The following is a 17,085-nucleotide window of genomic DNA, read 5'->3' as shown; positions in this document are numbered from 1 at the left end:
AAAAGCAGTATAAGATCATAAAATTATGTCAAGGTAAAGTTCATGATCTTGCCCTGGGTTTCACACCCGCTGGTTTTAGGTGGTTTTGCGCGATATAAAATCACGCCTACAAGTGAGTTTATTCCCTGTATTGTAGGCGGGGTTTCACACCCCGCTGGTTTTACGCGGTTTTGCGCGATATAAAATCGCGCCTACAAGTGAATTTATTCCCTGTATTGTAGGCGGGTTTTCACACCCCGCTGGTTTTAGGCGGTTTTGCGTGATGTAAAATCACACCTACAAGTGAGTTTATTCCCTGTATTGTAGGCGGGGTTTCACACCCCGCTGATTTTAGGTGGTTTTGCGCGATATAAAATCGCGCCTACAAGTTAGCTCATTGCCTGTGTTGTAGGCGGGGTTTCACACCCCGCTGATTTTAGGCGGTTTTGCGCGATATAAAATCGCGCCTACAAGTTAGTTTATTCCCTGTATTGTAGGCGGGGTTTTACACCCCGCTGATTTTAGGTGGTTTTGCGCGATATAAAATCACACCCAACAACGACCTCCTACGGTGCAATGTCGATAGGCTTAACCCCGTCCAGAACAATTTGTTGCTAAAACCTATGCAAAAATTTCAAGCTAAAATCTGGTCTGACCATTTATCATTTAGATTGATTTTTTACTGATTTAGTACATGTTTAAGCTCGGCAAACGCAGTAAATACGGCAAAACCGCTTTACGTGAACGTAAACTGTCACGTTTTACGCATTATTTTGACAGCAATGCTGCTTTTTGATAGTGTATTACATAAATTTGGTATGACCAATTTACCCTTAACGGTTTAGGCTTTCCTGATGTAATTGGATAGCTCTTGAATTTGTTGATGATTTTCAGCGAAAGCGGCAATTTTCAACAATCTTCAGGCTCCAAATCAAGGGAATAAGGGTTTAGCACACAGCACAATTTCGGCGCTAAAAACAATGTCACTAAAAATTAAAGCTGCAAAGTTATCTGATGTAATAGTTGAACAACTCGAAAATATGATCCTCGAGGGATCGCTATTACCCGGTGAACGTTTGCCACCAGAACGAGAGCTTGCAAAGCAATTTGAGGTTTCGCGACCATCGCTACGTGAGGCAATTCAAAAACTGGAAGCCAAAGGCTTAGTGACAAGGCGACAAGGTGGTGGCACGTTCGTAAAGAACCAGTTGGAAGAAGGGTTAAGTGATCCGCTATTTAATTTGATCAGTAAACACCCGGAATCGCAATTTGATCTTTTAGAATTTCGTCATGCGCTTGAAGGTATTGCAGCTTTTTACGCTGCAATGCGTGGCACTGAAAACGACTTTATTAAAGTTAAGCAGAGTTTTGACAATATCGCGGTGGTTGCTGATGACTTAGTGCAAAAAGCTAAGGCCATTAATGCGTTTCACTATAGCGTTGCTGAGGCTTCACACAATGTGGTGTTGCTCCATTTAGTGCGCGGCATGCAGCCACTGCTTGAACAAAACGTATTGCAAAACCTTGAGGTGCTTTTACAAAAGTCGGATGTCAGTGCGCAGTTAGCGGCACATCGTCAGTTATTAATGACGGCGGTAATTAACGGTAATCCTGAAGAAGCTCGGCTTGCGAGTAATGCGCACTTAGCCTTTATTGAAGAGGCGTTGCTGCAAGCGGGTAAAGAACGCTCGCGGATTGAACGGAGTCTACGCCGTACCAAACCGCTATAGCTGCCGTAAAAGTGTAGTGTTGTTAAACCAGAGCAAAATTCGTATTTTAAACATAAGGAAACTTCCATATGTCTGAAGTCACTAAAGTTGACATTGACGCGTTAGAAACCCAAGAATGGTTACAGGCGCTTGAGTCGGTAGTAAAAGAAGAAGGCGTAGAGCGTGCGCAGTATTTGCTTGAGCAAGTATTAGAACAAGCTCGTTTAGAAGGTGTTGATATGCCAACGGGCATCACCACCAACTATGTAAATACTATCCCGGCAGCGCAAGAACCAGCGTACCCAGGCGACATGAGTTTAGAGCGTCGTATTCGCTCTATCATCCGCTGGAACGCGATTATGATAGTGCTTCGCGCGTCGAAAAAAGAGCTTGAGCTTGGCGGACATATGGCGTCTTACCAGTCTTCAGCGGCATTTTATGAAATGTGTTTTAACCATTTCTTCCGTGCTCCGAATGCCAAAGACGGTGGCGACTTGGTTTATTACCAAGGTCACATTTCTCCCGGGATTTACGCCCGTGCCTTTGTTGAAGGTCGTTTAACAGCAGCACAATTGGATAACTTCCGTCAGGAAGTGGATGGCGAAGGCTTATCTTCATACCCGCATCCAAAATTAATGCCTGAATTTTGGCAATTCCCAACGGTTTCTATGGGCCTAGGTCCAATCTCTGCTATCTACCAAGCGCGTTTCTTAAAGTATTTGAACGGCCGTGGTATGAAAGATACCTCAGAGCAACGCGTTTATGCTTTCCTTGGTGACGGTGAGATGGACGAGCCAGAATCACGTGGCGCGATTTCTTTTGCTGCACGTGAAAAGCTCGACAACCTGTGCTTCTTGGTTAACTGTAACCTTCAGCGTCTAGACGGCCCAGTAATGGGTAACGGTAAAATCATTCAAGAGCTAGAAGGCCTGTTCAAAGGTGCTGGCTGGAACGTGATTAAAGTGGTTTGGGGTCGTGGTTGGGATAAACTACTTGCCAAAGACACCACAGGTAAATTGCTGCAACTGATGAATGAAACAGTGGACGGCGATTACCAAACTTACAAAGCCAAAGACGGCGCTTACGTACGTCAACATTTCTTCGGTCGCTACCCAGAAACTGCAGCCTTAGTTGCAGATATGACTGACGAAGAAATTTTTGAATTGAAGCGTGGTGGTCATGAGCCATCAAAGCTATACGCAGCATTCAAAGCAGCACAAGACACTAAAGGTCGTCCAACAGTAATCCTTGCGAAAACGGTTAAAGGTTACGGCATGGGCGCGGCGGCGGAAGGTAAAAACATCGCCCACCAAGTGAAGAAAATGGACATGACGCATGTTGCACACTTGCGTTCACGTTTAGGTCTTGACGATTTAGTATCAGATGACGATTTAGTCAATCTGCCATACTTGACGCTGGAAGAAGGCTCAAAAGAGCATGAATACCTGCATGCGCGCCGTAAAGCGCTACACGGTTACACACCGCAACGTTTACCAAACTTCACGCAGCCATTAACGTTGCCTGAGCTAAGTGAATTTGCGCCGTTGTTGGAAGAACAAAAGCGTGATATTTCATCGACTATGGCTTACGTTCGTGCCCTAAACATCTTGTTGAAAGACAAGAACATTGGTCAGAACATTGTGCCAATTATTGCCGATGAAGCGCGTACTTTTGGTATGGAAGGTTTGTTCCGTCAGATTGGTATCTACAATCCACACGGCCAAAACTACAACCCAGAAGACCGTGATATCGTTTCTTACTACAAAGAAGCGACTTCAGGCCAAGTATTGCAAGAAGGTATCAACGAGTTAGGTGCTATGTCATCTTGGGTTGCAGCTGCAACGTCATACAGCACCAACAACTTGCCGATGATCCCGTTCTACATTTACTACTCAATGTTCGGTTTCCAACGCGTTGGCGATATGGCATGGCTTGCGGGCGACCAACAAGCACGTGGTTTCTTACTGGGTGCAACAGCGGGTCGTACTACGCTAAACGGCGAAGGCTTACAACACGAAGACGGTCATTCACACATTCAAGCGGGCACTATCCCGAACTGTATTTCTTATGACCCAACTTATGCCTACGAAGTTGCAGTGATCTTGCAAGATGGTATTCGTCGTATGTACGGTCCGGATCAAGAAAACGTGTTCTATTACCTGACGCTGATGAACGAAAACTACCACCACCCAGCAATGCCAGCAGGCGCTGAGGAAGGTATTCGTCGCGGTATCTACAAGTTAGAAACACTGGCTGGTGACAAAGCGCAAGTACAGTTAATGGGCTCAGGCACAATTCTGAACGAAGTACGCAAAGCAGCGACTATCCTAAGCGAAGAATATGGCATAGGTTCTGATGTGTTTTCAGTGACTTCATTCAACGAGCTATCTCGTGACGGTTACGACTGTGAACGCTTCAACATGTTGAACCCAGAAGCTGACGCTAAAGTGCCTTACATCACCACAGTATTAGGTGATGCCCCGGCGATCGCGGCAACAGATTACATGAAGAGCTATGCCGATCAAGTACGCGCATTTATGCCAAGCGTATCTTACAAAGTGTTGGGTACTGACGGTTTCGGTCGTTCAGACAGCCGTGCAAACCTACGTCGTCACTTTGAAGTGAACGCAGGTTACGTTGTTGTTGCAGCGCTAAGCGAGCTTGCCAAACTAGGCAAGGTTGAAAAATCAGTCGTGGCTGACGCTATCAAGAAATTTGATATCGACACCACTAAAACTAACCCACTGTACGCATAATAGGAAAGATCATGGCAATTGAAATTCATGTTCCAGATATTGGCGCCGATGAGGTAGAAGTTACGGAAATTTTGGTACAAGTGGGCGACACTGTTGCTGTTGATCAGTCTTTGATCACAGTTGAAGGTGATAAAGCGTCCATGGAAGTACCAGCTTCACAGGGCGGTGTAGTTAAAGAAATCAAAATTGCAGTCGGCGACAAAGTGGCGACTGGCAAATTGATTATGGTTTTTGATACCGACGCACCAGCTGCGGCTGTAACTGCGGCTCCTGTTGCACAAGCGGCCCCTGCTGCAGCGCCAGTAGCAAGCGCGCTGAAAGACGTATTCGTGCCAGATATCGGTGGCGATGCGGTTGAAGTCACAGAAATTATGGTGGCGGTTGGCGATACAGTTACAGCTGATCAATCACTACTTACTGTTGAAGGCGACAAAGCTTCAATGGAAGTACCAGCACCATTTGCAGGTACAGTTGTCGATATCAAAGTGGCCACAGGCGAAAAAGTCTCGACTGGTAGCTTAGTGTTTGTATTTGAAGTTGCAGGGTCAGCGCCAGCTGCTGCGGCAGCACCGGCTCCAGTAGCTGCACCTGCAGCACCAGCGGTTACTGTATCTGCTGTAAAAGACGTATTTGTTCCAGATATCGGTGGCGACCAAGTTGAAGTCACTGAAATCATGGTTGCAGTGGGTGATGTGGTTGCTGAAGAACAATCGCTACTGACCGTTGAAGGCGACAAAGCCTCAATGGAAGTGCCAGCACCATTTGCCGGTACGGTCAAAGAGATCAAAGTCGCAGCGGGTGATAAAGTGGGCACTGGCTCATTGATTTTCGTGTTTGAAACGCAATCGTCAGCACCAGCTGCTGCACCAGCGTCAGCGCCAGTTGCAGCATCTGCTCCTGCGGCGTCAGCTCCAGCTGCCAGTGCTCCAGCGGCACCAGCAGCGAAAGAAGATTTTGTGGCTAACTCTGACTATGCACACGCATCACCAGTTGTACGCCGTTTAGCGCGTGAATTTGGTGTTAATCTAGCACGTGTGAAAGGCTCTGGTCGTAAAGGTCGTGTTGTTAAAGAAGACGTACAAAATTACGTTAAAGAGCTTGTGAAGAAAGTAGAATCAGGCCAAATCAGCACCGCAGCAGCGGGTGGCGATAACTCAGGCTTGAACTTAATTCCATGGCCAAAAGTAGACTTCAGCAAGTTTGGTGAGGTAGAAGAGAAGAAGCTATCTCGTATCCAAAAACTATCTGGCGCTAACTTACACCGTAACTGGGTACATATTCCACACGTTACCCAGTTTGACGAAGCTGATATCACCGCACTTGAAGAGTTCCGCAAAGAGCAAAACGTTCTTGCTGAGAAGAAAAAGCTGGGTGTGAAAATCACGCCATTGGTGTTTGTGATGAAAGCGGCGGCTAAAGCATTGGAAGAATTCCCAACGTTCAACTCGTCACTTTCTGCAGACGGCGAAAGCTTAGTTCTGAAGAAATACGTGCACATTGGTATCGCAGTAGACACGCCAAACGGCTTAGTTGTGCCAGTAGTACGCGATGTGAACAAGAAAGGCATCATGGAGCTTTCAAGCGAATTGATGGAAATTTCTAAGAAAGCGCGTGATGGCAAGCTTACTGCCGCTGATATGCAAGGTGGTTGCTTCACCATTTCTAGCCTAGGTGGTATCGGCGGCACGGCGTTTACGCCAATCGTCAATGCGCCAGAAGTGGCTATCTTAGGGGTGTCTAAATCTGACATCAAACCTAAGTGGAATGGCAAAGAGTTTGAGCCGCGTTTAATGGTGCCGCTCAGCTGCTCTTACGACCATCGAGTTATCGATGGTGCCTTGGCCGCACGCTTCACTGCGACACTAGCTAGCTACTTAAGCGATATCCGTCAGTTAGTGATGTAATTTGTTGTCCCGCCTACTATTTAGGCGGGACTTCTGTATGTGCCAATGTTACACTTGCGCACACAATGAAAATCAGGCTTCGCTGAGTTCTACTTTGCAAAGATTGGGAACTTGGCAAGCTTACTTGGCTGCGACAACTCGCCTTTGCTTGGGGCGAGCATAGTCCCGTTCAATCTTAGTTAAGGTAATAACATGAGCAACGAAATCAAAACTCAAGTTGTAGTGCTAGGCGGTGGTCCTGGTGGTTACTCAGCAGCATTCCGTGCTGCGGATTTAGGTTTAGAAGTAACTTTGGTTGAATCACGCGACACGTTAGGTGGTGTGTGTTTGAACGTAGGTTGTATCCCATCAAAAGCATTACTACACGTTGCTAAAGTAATTGATGACGCAAGCGAAATGGCGCACCACGGGGTGACATTTGGCGCGCCACAAATCGATTTAGACAAAATCCGTTCATGGAAAGAGTCAGTAATTGGTCAATTGACAGGCGGTTTGTCTGGCATGGCGAAAATGCGTAAAGTGAAAGTGGTGAATGGCTACGGCAAATTCACTGGCGCTAACACTATCGCCGTTGAAGGTGCAGATGGCGCAACCACTATCACTTTCGATAACGCGATTATCGCAGCAGGTTCTCAACCAGTTAGCTTACCATTTATTCCAAAAGACGAGCGTATCATCGACTCAACTGGCGCCCTTGAACTGAAAGACGTTCCAGGCAAATTGCTGGTTCTAGGTGGTGGTATCATCGGTCTTGAGATGGGTACAGTTTACCGTGCACTTGGTTCACAAATCGACGTTGTTGAATTTGCTGACCAACTGGTTCCTGCGGCGGACAAAGACATCATCAAAGTTTACCAAAAATACGTTAGCGACAAGTTCAACGTAATGCTTTCTACTAAGGTAGTAGCTGTTGAAGCGAAAGAAGACGGTATTTACGTGTCATTCGAAGGCAAACAAGCGCCTGAAGGCCAAGTACGTTACGACAAAGTATTGGTTGCGGTTGGCCGTACGCCAAACGGTAAACTAATCGACGCTGAAAAAGCAGGTGTTGCGGTTGATGAGCGCGGCTTTATCAACACGGACAAGCAATTACGTACTAACGTAAACCACATCTTCGCAATCGGTGACGTTATTGGTCAACCAATGCTTGCGCATAAAGCGGTTCACGAAGGTCACGTGGCAGCAGAAGTTATCTCTGGTCAGAAACACTTCTTCGATCCTAAGTGCATTCCTTCAATCGCGTACACAGACCCAGAAATCGCATGGGTTGGTGTAACAGAGAAAGAAGCCAAAGAAAAAGGTCTAAGCATCGAAACTGCGGTGTTCCCATGGGCAGCATCAGGCCGTGCTATCGCATCAGCACGTACTGAAGGTCAAACTAAGCTAATCTTTGATAAAGACTCAGGTCGTATCATCGGTGGTGCTATGGTGGGTATCAACGCAGGCGAAATGCTTGGTGAGATCTGTTTAGCAGTAGAAATGGGCGCAGATGGCGAAGATATCGCATTGACTATCCACGCTCACCCAACGCTAAATGAATCAATCGGCTTAGCTGCGGAAATCTTCGAAGGTTCAATCACCGACCTACCAAACAAAAAAGCCAAGAAGAAGTAATTTTTCCCGCTGATTTGTGAAAAGAGCGAGGCCATAGTGTCTCGCTTTTTTTATTTGTAATACCTACTTGCAGTTTTAATCTTCCAGCCACACACTTACGCCATTTCCACACTTCAACTTATCTCCATATGCCTGTTTATTTGCAAACCATTGGCTTATTGTTTGTCAGTAATATCTTTATGACCTTTGCTTGGTATGCGCATTTAAAAGATCTCAATCACAAGCCGTGGATTGTGGCCGCGCTCGTAAGTTGGGGCATCGCGCTGGTTGAGTATTTGTTTCAAGTGCCAGCTAACCGTATTGGTTATACGGTGATGAATCTCGGGCAACTAAAAATCTTGCAGGAAGTGATCACTTTAACGGTATTTGTGCCGTTTGCACTGATTTATATGAAAGAGCCATTTCGGATGGATTTTGTATGGGCTGGGTTATGTTTGTTGGGCGCGGTGTTTTTTATTTTTAGGCCTCAACTAATGCAGTTGTGGAGCTAGCTTAGCGCCAGCTCCAAACAACAGTTTTAAGATTTAGGCAAACGTAGCGAAATGATACTGGCAATGAATATCAACCCCGCCGATAACCACAAACAGGCACTGAGACCCGCTTGTAGAAATACCCAGCCAGAAAGTAGCGTGCCCAGCAAGCGCCCAAGGGCATTAGCCATATAGTAAAAGCCGACGTCCATCGACACGTTTTCTTGATTGGCAAACCGCACAATCAGATAGCTATGCAAGGACGAATTAATCGCAAAGCAGGCGCCAAATACCAGCAGTCCTAATAACAAACTCCACACGGGGACGTTGGCGAGTTGTTGTAACAACGCAATCGCAGCCGTGACTAAAGCCAGTAACATGCCCCACAAAGCGGCTGAGGGGAGCCGTTGCCGCTCTTTATAGCCAAGTAACTGTGGGGCAAACGCTTGCACTGCACCATAGCCAATCACCCAGAGCGCCAAAAAGCCACCGACCCACCAATGATCCCAGCCAAAGGCCTGCGCTAAATAAACTGGCAAGGCCACTACAAACCACACATCACGGGCGGCAAATAAACACAAGCGCGCTGCTGCGAGGATATTGATGGTGCTACTTTTTGAAAATAACTCGGTAAATTTCGGCTTGTTTTTCGCTTTGCCTAAATCACGTTTAAGTAACATGAGGCTTAACAACCAAACCAGTAGCAGTGCCACTGCCATGCTGGCCAGTGCCACTTGAAAACCCAATAAGCTCAGTAGCGCGCCACCTAAAAAGAAACCAATACCTTTGAGGGCATTTTTTGAGCCTGTCAGTAACGCCACCCATTTAAATAAGGTGTGCTGTTGACCTTTAGCTACCAGTAATTTGATGCTGCTTTTGGCACTCATTTTATTGAGATCTTTGGCGATGCCAGACAGTGCTTGCGCCGCCATCACCAAAGGTATGGTTAAATAGGCGGCGGGTAAGGTCAGTAGGCCGAGCGCCAGCACTTGCATGCCAAGGCCAATATTCATGGTGCGATTGAGTCCAATGCGTGCACCAAGCCAACCACCAAGTAAGTTGGTGACTACCCCAAATAACTCATAGAATAAAAACAGCATGGCAATGCTGAGTGGGTCATAGCCAAGTTGGTGGAAGTACAACACCACCAACATACGCAATGCGCCATCAGTGAGCGTAAACGCCCAATAATTGGCGGTGACCAGCAAATACTGTTTTACTTCACTTGGCAGGGCTCGAATGGCGCTCATGACTACGCCTGATGTGCCAAGCCAACTTTGCGCGCGAGCTCCGCGGTGCGATTGGCGTAGCCCCATTCGTTGTCATACCAAGCGTAGAGTTTTACTTGCGTGCCATTGACCACCATAGTGGAAAGCGCATCAATAATGCTTGAGCGCGGATCGGTTTTATAATCAATCGATACTAGCGGTCGAGTTTCAAAACCAAGTACCCCAGCTAATTCGTTTTCCGCTGCGGCTTTAAGCCAGCCATTGATCTCTTCAACACTGGTGGCGCGTGATACTTCAAACACACAGTCAGTCAGCGAAGCATTTGCTAACGGTACGCGCACGGCATGGCCGTTGAGCTTACCGGCTAATTCAGGGAAGATATGGGTAATGGCGGTGGCAGAACCTGTAGTGGTCGGAATAAGGCTCATGCCACAGGCACGGGCACGCCGTAAATCTTTATGCGGCGCATCTAAAATGGTTTGGGTGTTGGTGATGTCGTGAATGGTGGTCATCGAGCCATGCACAATGCCAATCTTTTCTTGGAGCACTTTCACTATCGGCGCTAAGCAATTGGTGGTGCAAGAGGCAGCAGTAACAATCGGATGCTGGTTTTTGTCGTATAAATGGTCGTTGACGCCCATCACGATATTGAGCACGCCATCTTCTTTTACTGGCGCAGTCACCACCACTTGCTTCACCCCTTGAGCCAGATAAGCATTCAACAGCTGCGTGGTTTTCATTTTGCCAGAGGCTTCAATCACCACATCACAGCCCGACCAGTCGGTATCGGCTATGGCTTTATTCTGCGTACAGCGGATTGACTGAGCGCCGACAACGATATGCTCAGCTTGAGAGCTGACATCGTGGTGCCAAATGCCGTGTACTGAGTCAAATTTAAGCAAATGCGCTAAGGTTTCTGCGTCGCCAGCTGGGTCGTTTATTTGCACAAACTGAACTTCTGGCCAATCAAAAGCAGCGCGTAGCGCTAAGCGGCCCATGCGGCCAAAGCCATTAATACCGATTTTAATTGTCATAATCTGTTCCTATCTTATCCCTTTAAAATGATTAGCTTAACAGCAGCGCTGTTGGCGCACTGGTCTGTCACCCATGGTATGTAATAATTGCTGCTCGGTCGCGATGTAGTTTGGATCGCTGGTTAGTTGTGCTTGCAGCGCTTGTTGCATCCAAAGTGGTAAGGTCTCTGCCAGCGAGTAAAACACCCATTGCTGCTGTTTACGGTCTTGCAGTAACCCGTGGCTGCGCAGTTGCGCCAAATGGCGTGACACTTTTGGTTGGCTGGGTTCATTGAGTGCAGCCATCAGTTCACAGACACACAGTTCACCTTCGCTTAAAATCAACAGCAGTGATTTTAGCCTTAGCTCATCACTTAAACATTTGTAGAATTGCACAGGTGTGAGCATTTCAAACTCCGCTTACTAACGATAAAACTATAATATACGAACTTTGTTATATAACAATATCCATATATTAAATTTAATGCATCACTAGAAAAACGCGCTCAGTGATGAGCGCGTTGCAGAATAACGTTGTCTAGGGAAGTAGGTAACTAGGTATAAAGTGAGGGGCTTAACTTGCTAAATACAGTGCAAATTGATGATAAAGACCAATGCCCAAAAGTACGTTTAATGGGAAGGTGAGACCAAGTGAGCTCAGCATAGCAAGGCCGATATCGGCATCTGGAATTGCTGCTTTAATTGCAGCAGGCGCAGCGATATAGGAAGCGCTGGCAAGTAGCGCGGCGAGAATAACGACCGAGCCTTGCGGTAGACCGAGAGTTTGCCCAACCACCACCCCGAGTGCACCTAATAAGAGCGGTGTGGTTAGGGCAAATAACGCCATACGCCAATGGTGCAGCGGTAGTGGGCGTAAAGTCTGCGCAGCGGTGATCCCCATTTCCAGTAAAAATAGCGCTAGTACCACTTTAAAACTACTGGTCAATAAACTGGTCACTTGGCTGCCTTGTTGGGTGCCATACATCATTCCAATCACCACACCACCTACCAATAAGATCACGCTTTTGTTGGTTAAAGTTTCGTGCCACAGTGCTTTAAGTGACAATCCAGGTTGCTCCGTGGGCGTAGTTTGATGACGACGATAGAGCAGCAAACCAACGATAATGGCAGGCAACTCCAATAGCACCAGATAAAGCGTCACTTCGGCACCAATATGCAGTTGTTGTGATTCCACATAGGCTAGCGCTACTGCGAAAGTCCCTGCGCTCACCGAGCCATAGTGCGCAGCGATACTGGCACTGTTGGCAACTGAAAGGCCTACCGCACGACGTAGTATTGGGTAAAGCGCTAAAGGAATTGCCGCACCTAACACCATGACCGTCAGCATTTCTGGTACTAAATGCCAGCTCAGGTTGCCATGCAGCACCATACCACCTTTGAGACCTATGGTGAGCATCAGCAATAAACTGAGCGTGTCATAAGTGGCTTTGGGGATTTTTAGATCTGAGCGCAAGAGTCCAGCAACTAAACCCAGCACAAAAAACATCACAACGATATCAGGCATGATTTCCTCTTCGAGTTAAGTAATCGGCAGCATTGTAAATGGATTTTGCTATAGCAAATAATTAAATGACTGGTAATAATGTATAGATATTTATCTATACCCTTGTTCAGAGCGCGAGGAAAGTCATCATGGACTTGCGACATTGTTCGTTCCGTTTACTGGAAGTGTTTATGAGCGTAGTACAAACCGGCTCGATTAGCGAAACCGCGCGCCGTTTGCATTTAACTCAGCCTACGGTTTCTATTCAAATCAAGCGTCTACACGAAGCGGTAGGGGAGCCACTGCTATTTCAAAAGCAGCAAAAGCTGGTTGCTACAGAGGCCGGTTTGGAATTGTTCCGTGTTTGTCAGCAAATGTTTGGTCATTTTGCGGATTATCGTGATTTTTTGCAGGAGCTTCGCGGCGGTGAGCGGGGACGCTGCCGTATTGCTATGGTCAATACGGCGCAATACATCTTACCCAAATTACTTGGGCCGTTTTCAAATGCGTTTCCACATGTGGAAATGAAAGTTGAAATTGGCAACCGTGAGCAAGTGCTCGCGCGTTTTGAACGTGCCGAAGACGACTTGTATGTATTTAGTCATCCGCCTTCATTAGAACATGCTCATGCGGGGCGCTTTTTACAAAATCCTTTAGTGTTTATAGCTGCGCCTGATCATCCTTTAGCTGCAAAAGAACCCATTACGCTTGCTGATGTGGTGGTTGAGCGCGTGCTATTACGTGAGCCGGGCTCTGCGACCCGGATGCTGTTTGAAAGCACCTTACAAAGTCGCGGGTTAATACTGTCAAACAGTATTCAAATGGCCAGTAATGAGGCTATTCGCGTTGCGGTGGGAGCGGGTATGGGTATCGCAGTGTTATCTCAGCATGTGTTGCCGAAATCTGACCAAAATATTGTGATTTTACCGGTTGAAGACGTGTCTTTAGTGAGTCATTGGTATTTTGTAGTGCGCACCGATCGCCATATTTCTCATGCGGCTCGGCACTTTTTGCAATTTGCCGAGCAACATCTTGATGCGTATTTAGATAGCACTTGGGTACGCAATGAGCTTTCACAACTAAGTCATAGACTAAATATGTAAATGAGCCGAGTTTAGTGAAATAAGATGCTGTCATTGGTTTAAGGATAAAAAATCAAGATAATTTAAAAGAATAGAAAATATTTGCGACCCTTTTATAGGTGCGATGTATCTTAGTAGATAGGGGGAGAAACAAATATGGTTACGAAGGATATTGTAAACGCATTAAAACGGGGGGAGTCGTGGGCGCACCGAGCCAGTTATGATTTATGTGCGCCAAAGCTATTGGCAGTCCTGGTTCAGATATTTAACGATAGGCACCAAGCGGAGGATATTTTGCAGGAGTCATTTATTGCAGCATTTGATAAAATTAATTCTTTACAAGAGGAGATGCACTTTTATTCATGGCTGAAAAGAATCGCTATAAACAAGAGTATTCGCCAGCTTCAGTCAAAAAGATACCAGTATGAGAATGAAGATTTAAAGGATGAACATCATGTTTTGGTGACGAGTGGTGATATTTTTGATAATGGAATTTTGCAAGTTTTTACTTATCTTGATGAGCAATCTAAGCTAGTTGTTTGGATGTATGTTGTTGAAGAATATAATCATTACGAAATTGCGGCGTTATTCAATAAGTCAGTGAGCTTTTCAAAAAGTATTGTATCTAGAAGCTTAGCAATCCTAAGAGAAAAGTGCAGGTTGTCAGATTATGTCGAATGAAAAATTAAATTTTGATAGCGAAGTAAAAAAGTTGAAGTCTGCTTTTGTCAATTTAGATGATGTAGCACCGTCTAAGATGGTGTGGGAACGAATTGAGCTTAGTGTCACTTGCAAAAGAAAATTAAATAAAGATAAAGAAAAGAGTAGTATTTTGGTCTGGTTTTTGCCTGCGTTGACGAGCTTCTTATTTTTCTTTTTCATTGTGCTTAATGTTGGTGATTATTATTTTGAATATGAGGAAAATAATCTTGTGTCGGAAGTGGAGCGGTTGGAAAAAGCTCTGTCAGACTCTGGATTTGAATATAAATTTTACTATTTGTATGCAGAGGTGGCACTGTTAGATATGAAAATCTCTACTAATGATGGCGCGGAAGATAAAGTGGAGTTTCTTAAAAAGAAAGTTGGTTTGCTTCAAAAGATTGTGGAAATAAATAATGCTGAAGTATTTAAAATTTAAATAAGAGGGAATTGTTGTGATTTTTAATCGAAGAGTTTTTTTTATTGCTGTTTTATTTTTTTTGGGTTTGCCATCTCCTGTATTGCTTGCACAGGATTTGGCTGCTAACTGTGCACGATTGGCCACAAGTTTGTTTGTAGCTAAAAGTAACGAATTTGAAATTGGATTAATTAGTCATAATGGTATCTTGTTGAACGGGGTGGTCGTACAAGGAAACAATTATGAATATAGCCCGATTATCTTAAACTTACAGCCTGGGCGACATCATTTTACAGGTAGTGCTTATCGAACCGCTTTTGAAGTGAACTTCGACCCATTGGAGAAAGTGAAACGGTCCGTATCAAAGAACGGTATATTTGAATTCATTATCGAAGTAGAGGCGGGGAAAGCATACAGGATTGCTGGAGTTGGTAAAATTCCAAAAGGGAGCTATATACCAAAAAATATGGACGTGATCGTAAAGTCGAAAAAGGATGTAGAATGTTTATCAGATGATGTTCTTCCAGCCTTAAGTGAAGAGGAACAAAGTAAATTTCAAAAAGAATTGCCCGAAGAATTGCAATTTCAATTGGATTATGTGGTTAACAATATAAAAAACTATTACTTGCTTAATAGCCCTGACATAGAAAATATTGAAATAAGCAAAAGTGGTAGAGGGTACTTTATGTTTGGTTTGCTTTTCGGGCTGAATCAATTTGAAGATATTGTAGTTTTAGATGTAATTGAAAAATCATTTGCTAGTAAATTTAAGTTTGAAAATAATGATGTGGTTGTGAGTGTTAATAATAAGGATATTAAGGGAAAAGAAGGTTATCGGCTACTGGTTGAGGAGTTAGAGAAACTTCGCCACGGTGGTGAACTAAGTTTTTCGGTGCTTAGAAAAAACAAGCAATTAAGGCTTAGCCATAACTTAGAACCGTCAATCGCACTAGATTACAATTTACAACTCAACCTTCAATAGATTGCTATGCCAGGGCGAGGCCGTGTTCAGAATTCTGTGTCATTTCATTAGACTAAATCAAAATGAGATGACACATGACCGGCCCAACAAAGCACTTGAGCTGCTTTACACCGATATCTTGCAGGCATATGGGCGTTGGCACACCCAATACAAAACTGGAATTTGACGCTGCCACAGCTGTCGATACACTTTAAGAAGGGCGTTTAGACGCTGAAATCGATCAGTGACTAGGCCGACACAGAATATTGAATACCCCCATTATTTATTTTGCGTAGAAAGTAAAACTCGATAATAAACCACCTCAGCTTGCCACAATGGGTCTTGGTGATGGGCTTTTTTAACGAACTGCATGCCAAGCTTCTTCATGACGCTGATTGAACCTAAGTTGTCTTCGACAGCAATGGCGCTAAGAGCATTGAGGTCATTATATTGAGGTAAGCAATTGGCGATATGCTGCGCCGCTTCGGTTGCATATCCTTTACCCCATGCGATTTGCTTAAAGCGCCAACCCAATTCTAAATCTTGGTCATCACGATTATCGCCAAAAAAGTACATCGGGCGCACCAATATCCAGCCAATAAACTGACCGTCGTCCAATTTGTTGCATTGCCATAAACCCCAACCCTGAGCTTGATTGCGATAAGACATCATGCGCGGGATAAAGAGATTGTTAATGTCAGCCATTGAGGTCGGTACACCGCCATTCAGAAAACGCATCACGGCCGGATCTTGGTCGAGCTCAAATAGTAGTTCGCCATCCAGTTCATCCATCAAACGATAACTGAGTCGCGCGGAATTTGTCAGTTGCATGTGATTTCCTTACTGCTTTTTTATGTTGGGTTACATACAATACGCGCCTTAGGTTGAAGAGGGCAAGCAATGAATAATTCGGTATTAGTATTGCGGCAGCGATTGTTGGCTAGCGCAACGCGTGAGTTTAACGCGCGCGGTGGGCGAGTGTTGCGCTGCGAAACCTGTTTGCTTGCTCAAACGCATTGTATTTGTGCGGGCATAAAAGTGGCAGAGCAATGTCAAAGTGCTGTATGTATCTTGATGTCACACAATGAAAGCTTTAAGCCCTCAAACACGGGGCGTTTGATTGCCGATGTAATGCCAGACAATTACGCTTTTCGCTGGAGTCGTACTGAGCCTGAGCCTGAGCTGCTGGCGCTATTGAACAATCCAACTTACCAACCTATTTTGGTTTTTCCTGCTGAAGAGGCCGAAGGGCACGAAATCATTGAGCGAGTTACTCGGCAACCCGATAAAGTGCCGTTATTTATCTTTTTAGATGGCACTTGGCGTGAAGCTAAACGTATGTTCCGCAAGAGCCCGTATTTATCTGCGTTTCCTGTGCTATCAATTACGCCAGAAACTTTATCTGACTATCGCTTACGTGTTGCCCCCCATGAACATCAACTCGGGACGGCGGAGGTGGCGTGTATGGTGTTACGTGACAATGGAGAAAGTCAGGCGGCGGAATATTTACAGCAACACTTTATTGATTTTCGAAATGCCTATTTGCGTAGTAAGAACCGTTTCCCACCAGAGGAATAACTCTAGGACTCGGGAGATGCGTGAGAAAATATCGGGATATAAAAATAAGAAGGGCGCGACCCTTGCGAGCCGCGCCTGCGGAATCTTCTTTTCGCATCCTGCGGTAGAGTAACTCTACATCCTAATTCGTCGGTCCATCACTACGTCGTTGTGATTCTTCGTAGCTCCA

General features: G+C 45.3%; 15 protein-coding genes. 10 read left to right on the top strand and 5 right to left on the bottom strand.

Annotation, left to right across the window (positions count from 1 at the left end; genetic code table 11):
- The first annotated feature begins 959 nt into the window (after window positions 1–959).
- From pdhR to ACFOEE_RS05820, 5 genes are all read left to right on the top strand, one after another.
- The gene (gene pdhR / locus ACFOEE_RS05840) at window positions 960–1,709 is read left to right on the top strand and encodes a pyruvate dehydrogenase complex transcriptional repressor PdhR (RefSeq protein ID WP_377121857.1); all 750 of its coding nucleotides are present in this window, start codon (window positions 960–962) and stop codon (window positions 1,707–1,709) included.
- A gap of 68 nt (window positions 1,710–1,777) precedes the next feature.
- Entirely contained in the window at window positions 1,778–4,444 is a 2,667-nt protein-coding gene (gene aceE / locus ACFOEE_RS05835; protein ID WP_377121855.1) for a pyruvate dehydrogenase (acetyl-transferring), homodimeric type, read from the top strand.
- Window positions 4,445–4,455: 11 nt separating this feature from the next.
- Window positions 4,456–6,348, top strand: a complete 1,893-nt coding sequence (aceF, locus tag ACFOEE_RS05830) for a pyruvate dehydrogenase complex dihydrolipoyllysine-residue acetyltransferase (RefSeq protein WP_377121853.1) — start codon at window positions 4,456–4,458, stop codon at window positions 6,346–6,348.
- Between the two features lie 192 nt (window positions 6,349–6,540).
- On the top strand, window positions 6,541–7,962 hold the full coding sequence (gene lpdA / locus ACFOEE_RS05825) for a dihydrolipoyl dehydrogenase (protein WP_377121851.1): 1,422 nt from the start codon (window positions 6,541–6,543) through the stop codon (window positions 7,960–7,962).
- A gap of 128 nt (window positions 7,963–8,090) precedes the next feature.
- The gene (locus ACFOEE_RS05820) at window positions 8,091–8,453 is read left to right on the top strand and encodes a DMT family protein (protein ID WP_377121849.1); all 363 of its coding nucleotides are present in this window, start codon (window positions 8,091–8,093) and stop codon (window positions 8,451–8,453) included.
- A 26-nt stretch (window positions 8,454–8,479) separates the two neighbouring features.
- Here the strand turns inward: ACFOEE_RS05820 and arsJ are convergent, their stop codons facing one another.
- From arsJ to ACFOEE_RS05800, 4 genes are all read right to left on the bottom strand, one after another.
- Complete coding sequence (arsJ, locus tag ACFOEE_RS05815) at window positions 8,480–9,682, bottom strand: organoarsenical effux MFS transporter ArsJ (RefSeq protein WP_377121847.1); 1,203 nt, start codon at window positions 9,680–9,682, stop codon at window positions 8,480–8,482.
- A gap of 2 nt (window positions 9,683–9,684) precedes the next feature.
- On the bottom strand, window positions 9,685–10,695 hold the full coding sequence (locus tag ACFOEE_RS05810; protein WP_377121845.1) for an ArsJ-associated glyceraldehyde-3-phosphate dehydrogenase: 1,011 nt from the start codon (window positions 10,693–10,695) through the stop codon (window positions 9,685–9,687).
- A gap of 36 nt (window positions 10,696–10,731) precedes the next feature.
- Window positions 10,732–11,082: a metalloregulator ArsR/SmtB family transcription factor gene (locus ACFOEE_RS05805; RefSeq protein ID WP_377121843.1), complete on the bottom strand. Its 351-nt coding sequence runs from the start codon at window positions 11,080–11,082 to the stop codon at window positions 10,732–10,734.
- A 166-nt stretch (window positions 11,083–11,248) separates the two neighbouring features.
- Window positions 11,249–12,199, bottom strand: coding sequence for a sodium-dependent bicarbonate transport family permease (locus ACFOEE_RS05800; protein ID WP_377121841.1), 951 nt, complete (start codon window positions 12,197–12,199; stop codon window positions 11,249–11,251).
- A 128-nt stretch (window positions 12,200–12,327) separates the two neighbouring features.
- On the opposite strand from ACFOEE_RS05800, the gene ACFOEE_RS05795 reads away from it, so the two are divergent.
- The 4 genes from ACFOEE_RS05795 to ACFOEE_RS05780 all read left to right on the top strand — a co-directional run bounded on the left by ACFOEE_RS05795 (window position 12,328) and on the right by ACFOEE_RS05780 (window position 15,359).
- Window positions 12,328–13,281, top strand: a complete 954-nt coding sequence (locus ACFOEE_RS05795) for a LysR family transcriptional regulator (RefSeq protein WP_377121839.1) — start codon at window positions 12,328–12,330, stop codon at window positions 13,279–13,281.
- Window positions 13,282–13,416: 135 nt separating this feature from the next.
- The gene (locus tag ACFOEE_RS05790) at window positions 13,417–13,941 is read left to right on the top strand and encodes an RNA polymerase sigma factor (RefSeq protein WP_377121837.1); all 525 of its coding nucleotides are present in this window, start codon (window positions 13,417–13,419) and stop codon (window positions 13,939–13,941) included.
- Window positions 13,931–14,398: a hypothetical protein gene (locus tag ACFOEE_RS05785; RefSeq protein ID WP_377121835.1), complete on the top strand. Its 468-nt coding sequence runs from the start codon at window positions 13,931–13,933 to the stop codon at window positions 14,396–14,398. The genes ACFOEE_RS05790 and ACFOEE_RS05785 overlap by 11 nt, the downstream gene beginning before the upstream one ends.
- A 16-nt stretch (window positions 14,399–14,414) precedes the next feature.
- Window positions 14,415–15,359 (top strand): hypothetical protein, encoded by a 945-nt coding sequence (locus ACFOEE_RS05780; protein WP_377121833.1) that lies wholly within the window; start codon window positions 14,415–14,417, stop codon window positions 15,357–15,359.
- Between the two features lie 258 nt (window positions 15,360–15,617).
- Here the strand turns inward: ACFOEE_RS05780 and ACFOEE_RS05775 are convergent, their stop codons facing one another.
- Window positions 15,618–16,169, bottom strand: coding sequence for a GNAT family N-acetyltransferase (locus ACFOEE_RS05775; RefSeq protein ID WP_377121831.1), 552 nt, complete (start codon window positions 16,167–16,169; stop codon window positions 15,618–15,620).
- Between the two features lie 69 nt (window positions 16,170–16,238).
- On the opposite strand from ACFOEE_RS05775, the gene ACFOEE_RS05770 reads away from it, so the two are divergent.
- A complete protein-coding gene (locus ACFOEE_RS05770) occupies window positions 16,239–16,916 on the top strand; it encodes a tRNA-uridine aminocarboxypropyltransferase (RefSeq protein WP_377121829.1) in 678 nt (225 codons plus the stop codon).
- The last annotated feature ends 169 nt before the right edge of the window (window positions 16,917–17,085 follow it).

The organism is Pseudoalteromonas fenneropenaei, assembly GCF_042643375.1.
Taxonomy (GTDB): domain Bacteria; phylum Pseudomonadota; class Gammaproteobacteria; order Enterobacterales; family Alteromonadaceae; genus Pseudoalteromonas; species Pseudoalteromonas fenneropenaei.
The sequence above is the reverse complement of the archived record's forward strand: the minus strand, read 5'-3'. Positions and strand labels throughout refer to the sequence as shown.

Coding starts and splice junctions, on each gene's coding strand:
- pdhR (WP_377121857.1), top strand. CDS start 960: ATGTCACTAAAAATTAAAGCTGCAAAGTTATCTGATGTAATAGTTGAA.
- aceE (WP_377121855.1), top strand. CDS start 1,778: ATGTCTGAAGTCACTAAAGTTGACATTGACGCGTTAGAAACCCAAGAA.
- aceF (WP_377121853.1), top strand. CDS start 4,456: ATGGCAATTGAAATTCATGTTCCAGATATTGGCGCCGATGAGGTAGAA.
- lpdA (WP_377121851.1), top strand. CDS start 6,541: ATGAGCAACGAAATCAAAACTCAAGTTGTAGTGCTAGGCGGTGGTCCT.
- ACFOEE_RS05820 (WP_377121849.1), top strand. CDS start 8,091: ATGCCTGTTTATTTGCAAACCATTGGCTTATTGTTTGTCAGTAATATC.
- arsJ (WP_377121847.1), bottom strand. CDS start 9,682: ATGAGCGCCATTCGAGCCCTGCCAAGTGAAGTAAAACAGTATTTGCTG.
- ACFOEE_RS05810 (WP_377121845.1), bottom strand. CDS start 10,695: ATGACAATTAAAATCGGTATTAATGGCTTTGGCCGCATGGGCCGCTTA.
- ACFOEE_RS05805 (WP_377121843.1), bottom strand. CDS start 11,082: ATGCTCACACCTGTGCAATTCTACAAATGTTTAAGTGATGAGCTAAGG.
- ACFOEE_RS05800 (WP_377121841.1), bottom strand. CDS start 12,199: ATGCCTGATATCGTTGTGATGTTTTTTGTGCTGGGTTTAGTTGCTGGA.
- ACFOEE_RS05795 (WP_377121839.1), top strand. CDS start 12,328: ATGGACTTGCGACATTGTTCGTTCCGTTTACTGGAAGTGTTTATGAGC.
- ACFOEE_RS05790 (WP_377121837.1), top strand. CDS start 13,417: ATGGTTACGAAGGATATTGTAAACGCATTAAAACGGGGGGAGTCGTGG.
- ACFOEE_RS05785 (WP_377121835.1), top strand. CDS start 13,931: ATGTCGAATGAAAAATTAAATTTTGATAGCGAAGTAAAAAAGTTGAAG.
- ACFOEE_RS05775 (WP_377121831.1), bottom strand. CDS start 16,169: ATGCAACTGACAAATTCCGCGCGACTCAGTTATCGTTTGATGGATGAA.
- ACFOEE_RS05770 (WP_377121829.1), top strand. CDS start 16,239: ATGAATAATTCGGTATTAGTATTGCGGCAGCGATTGTTGGCTAGCGCA.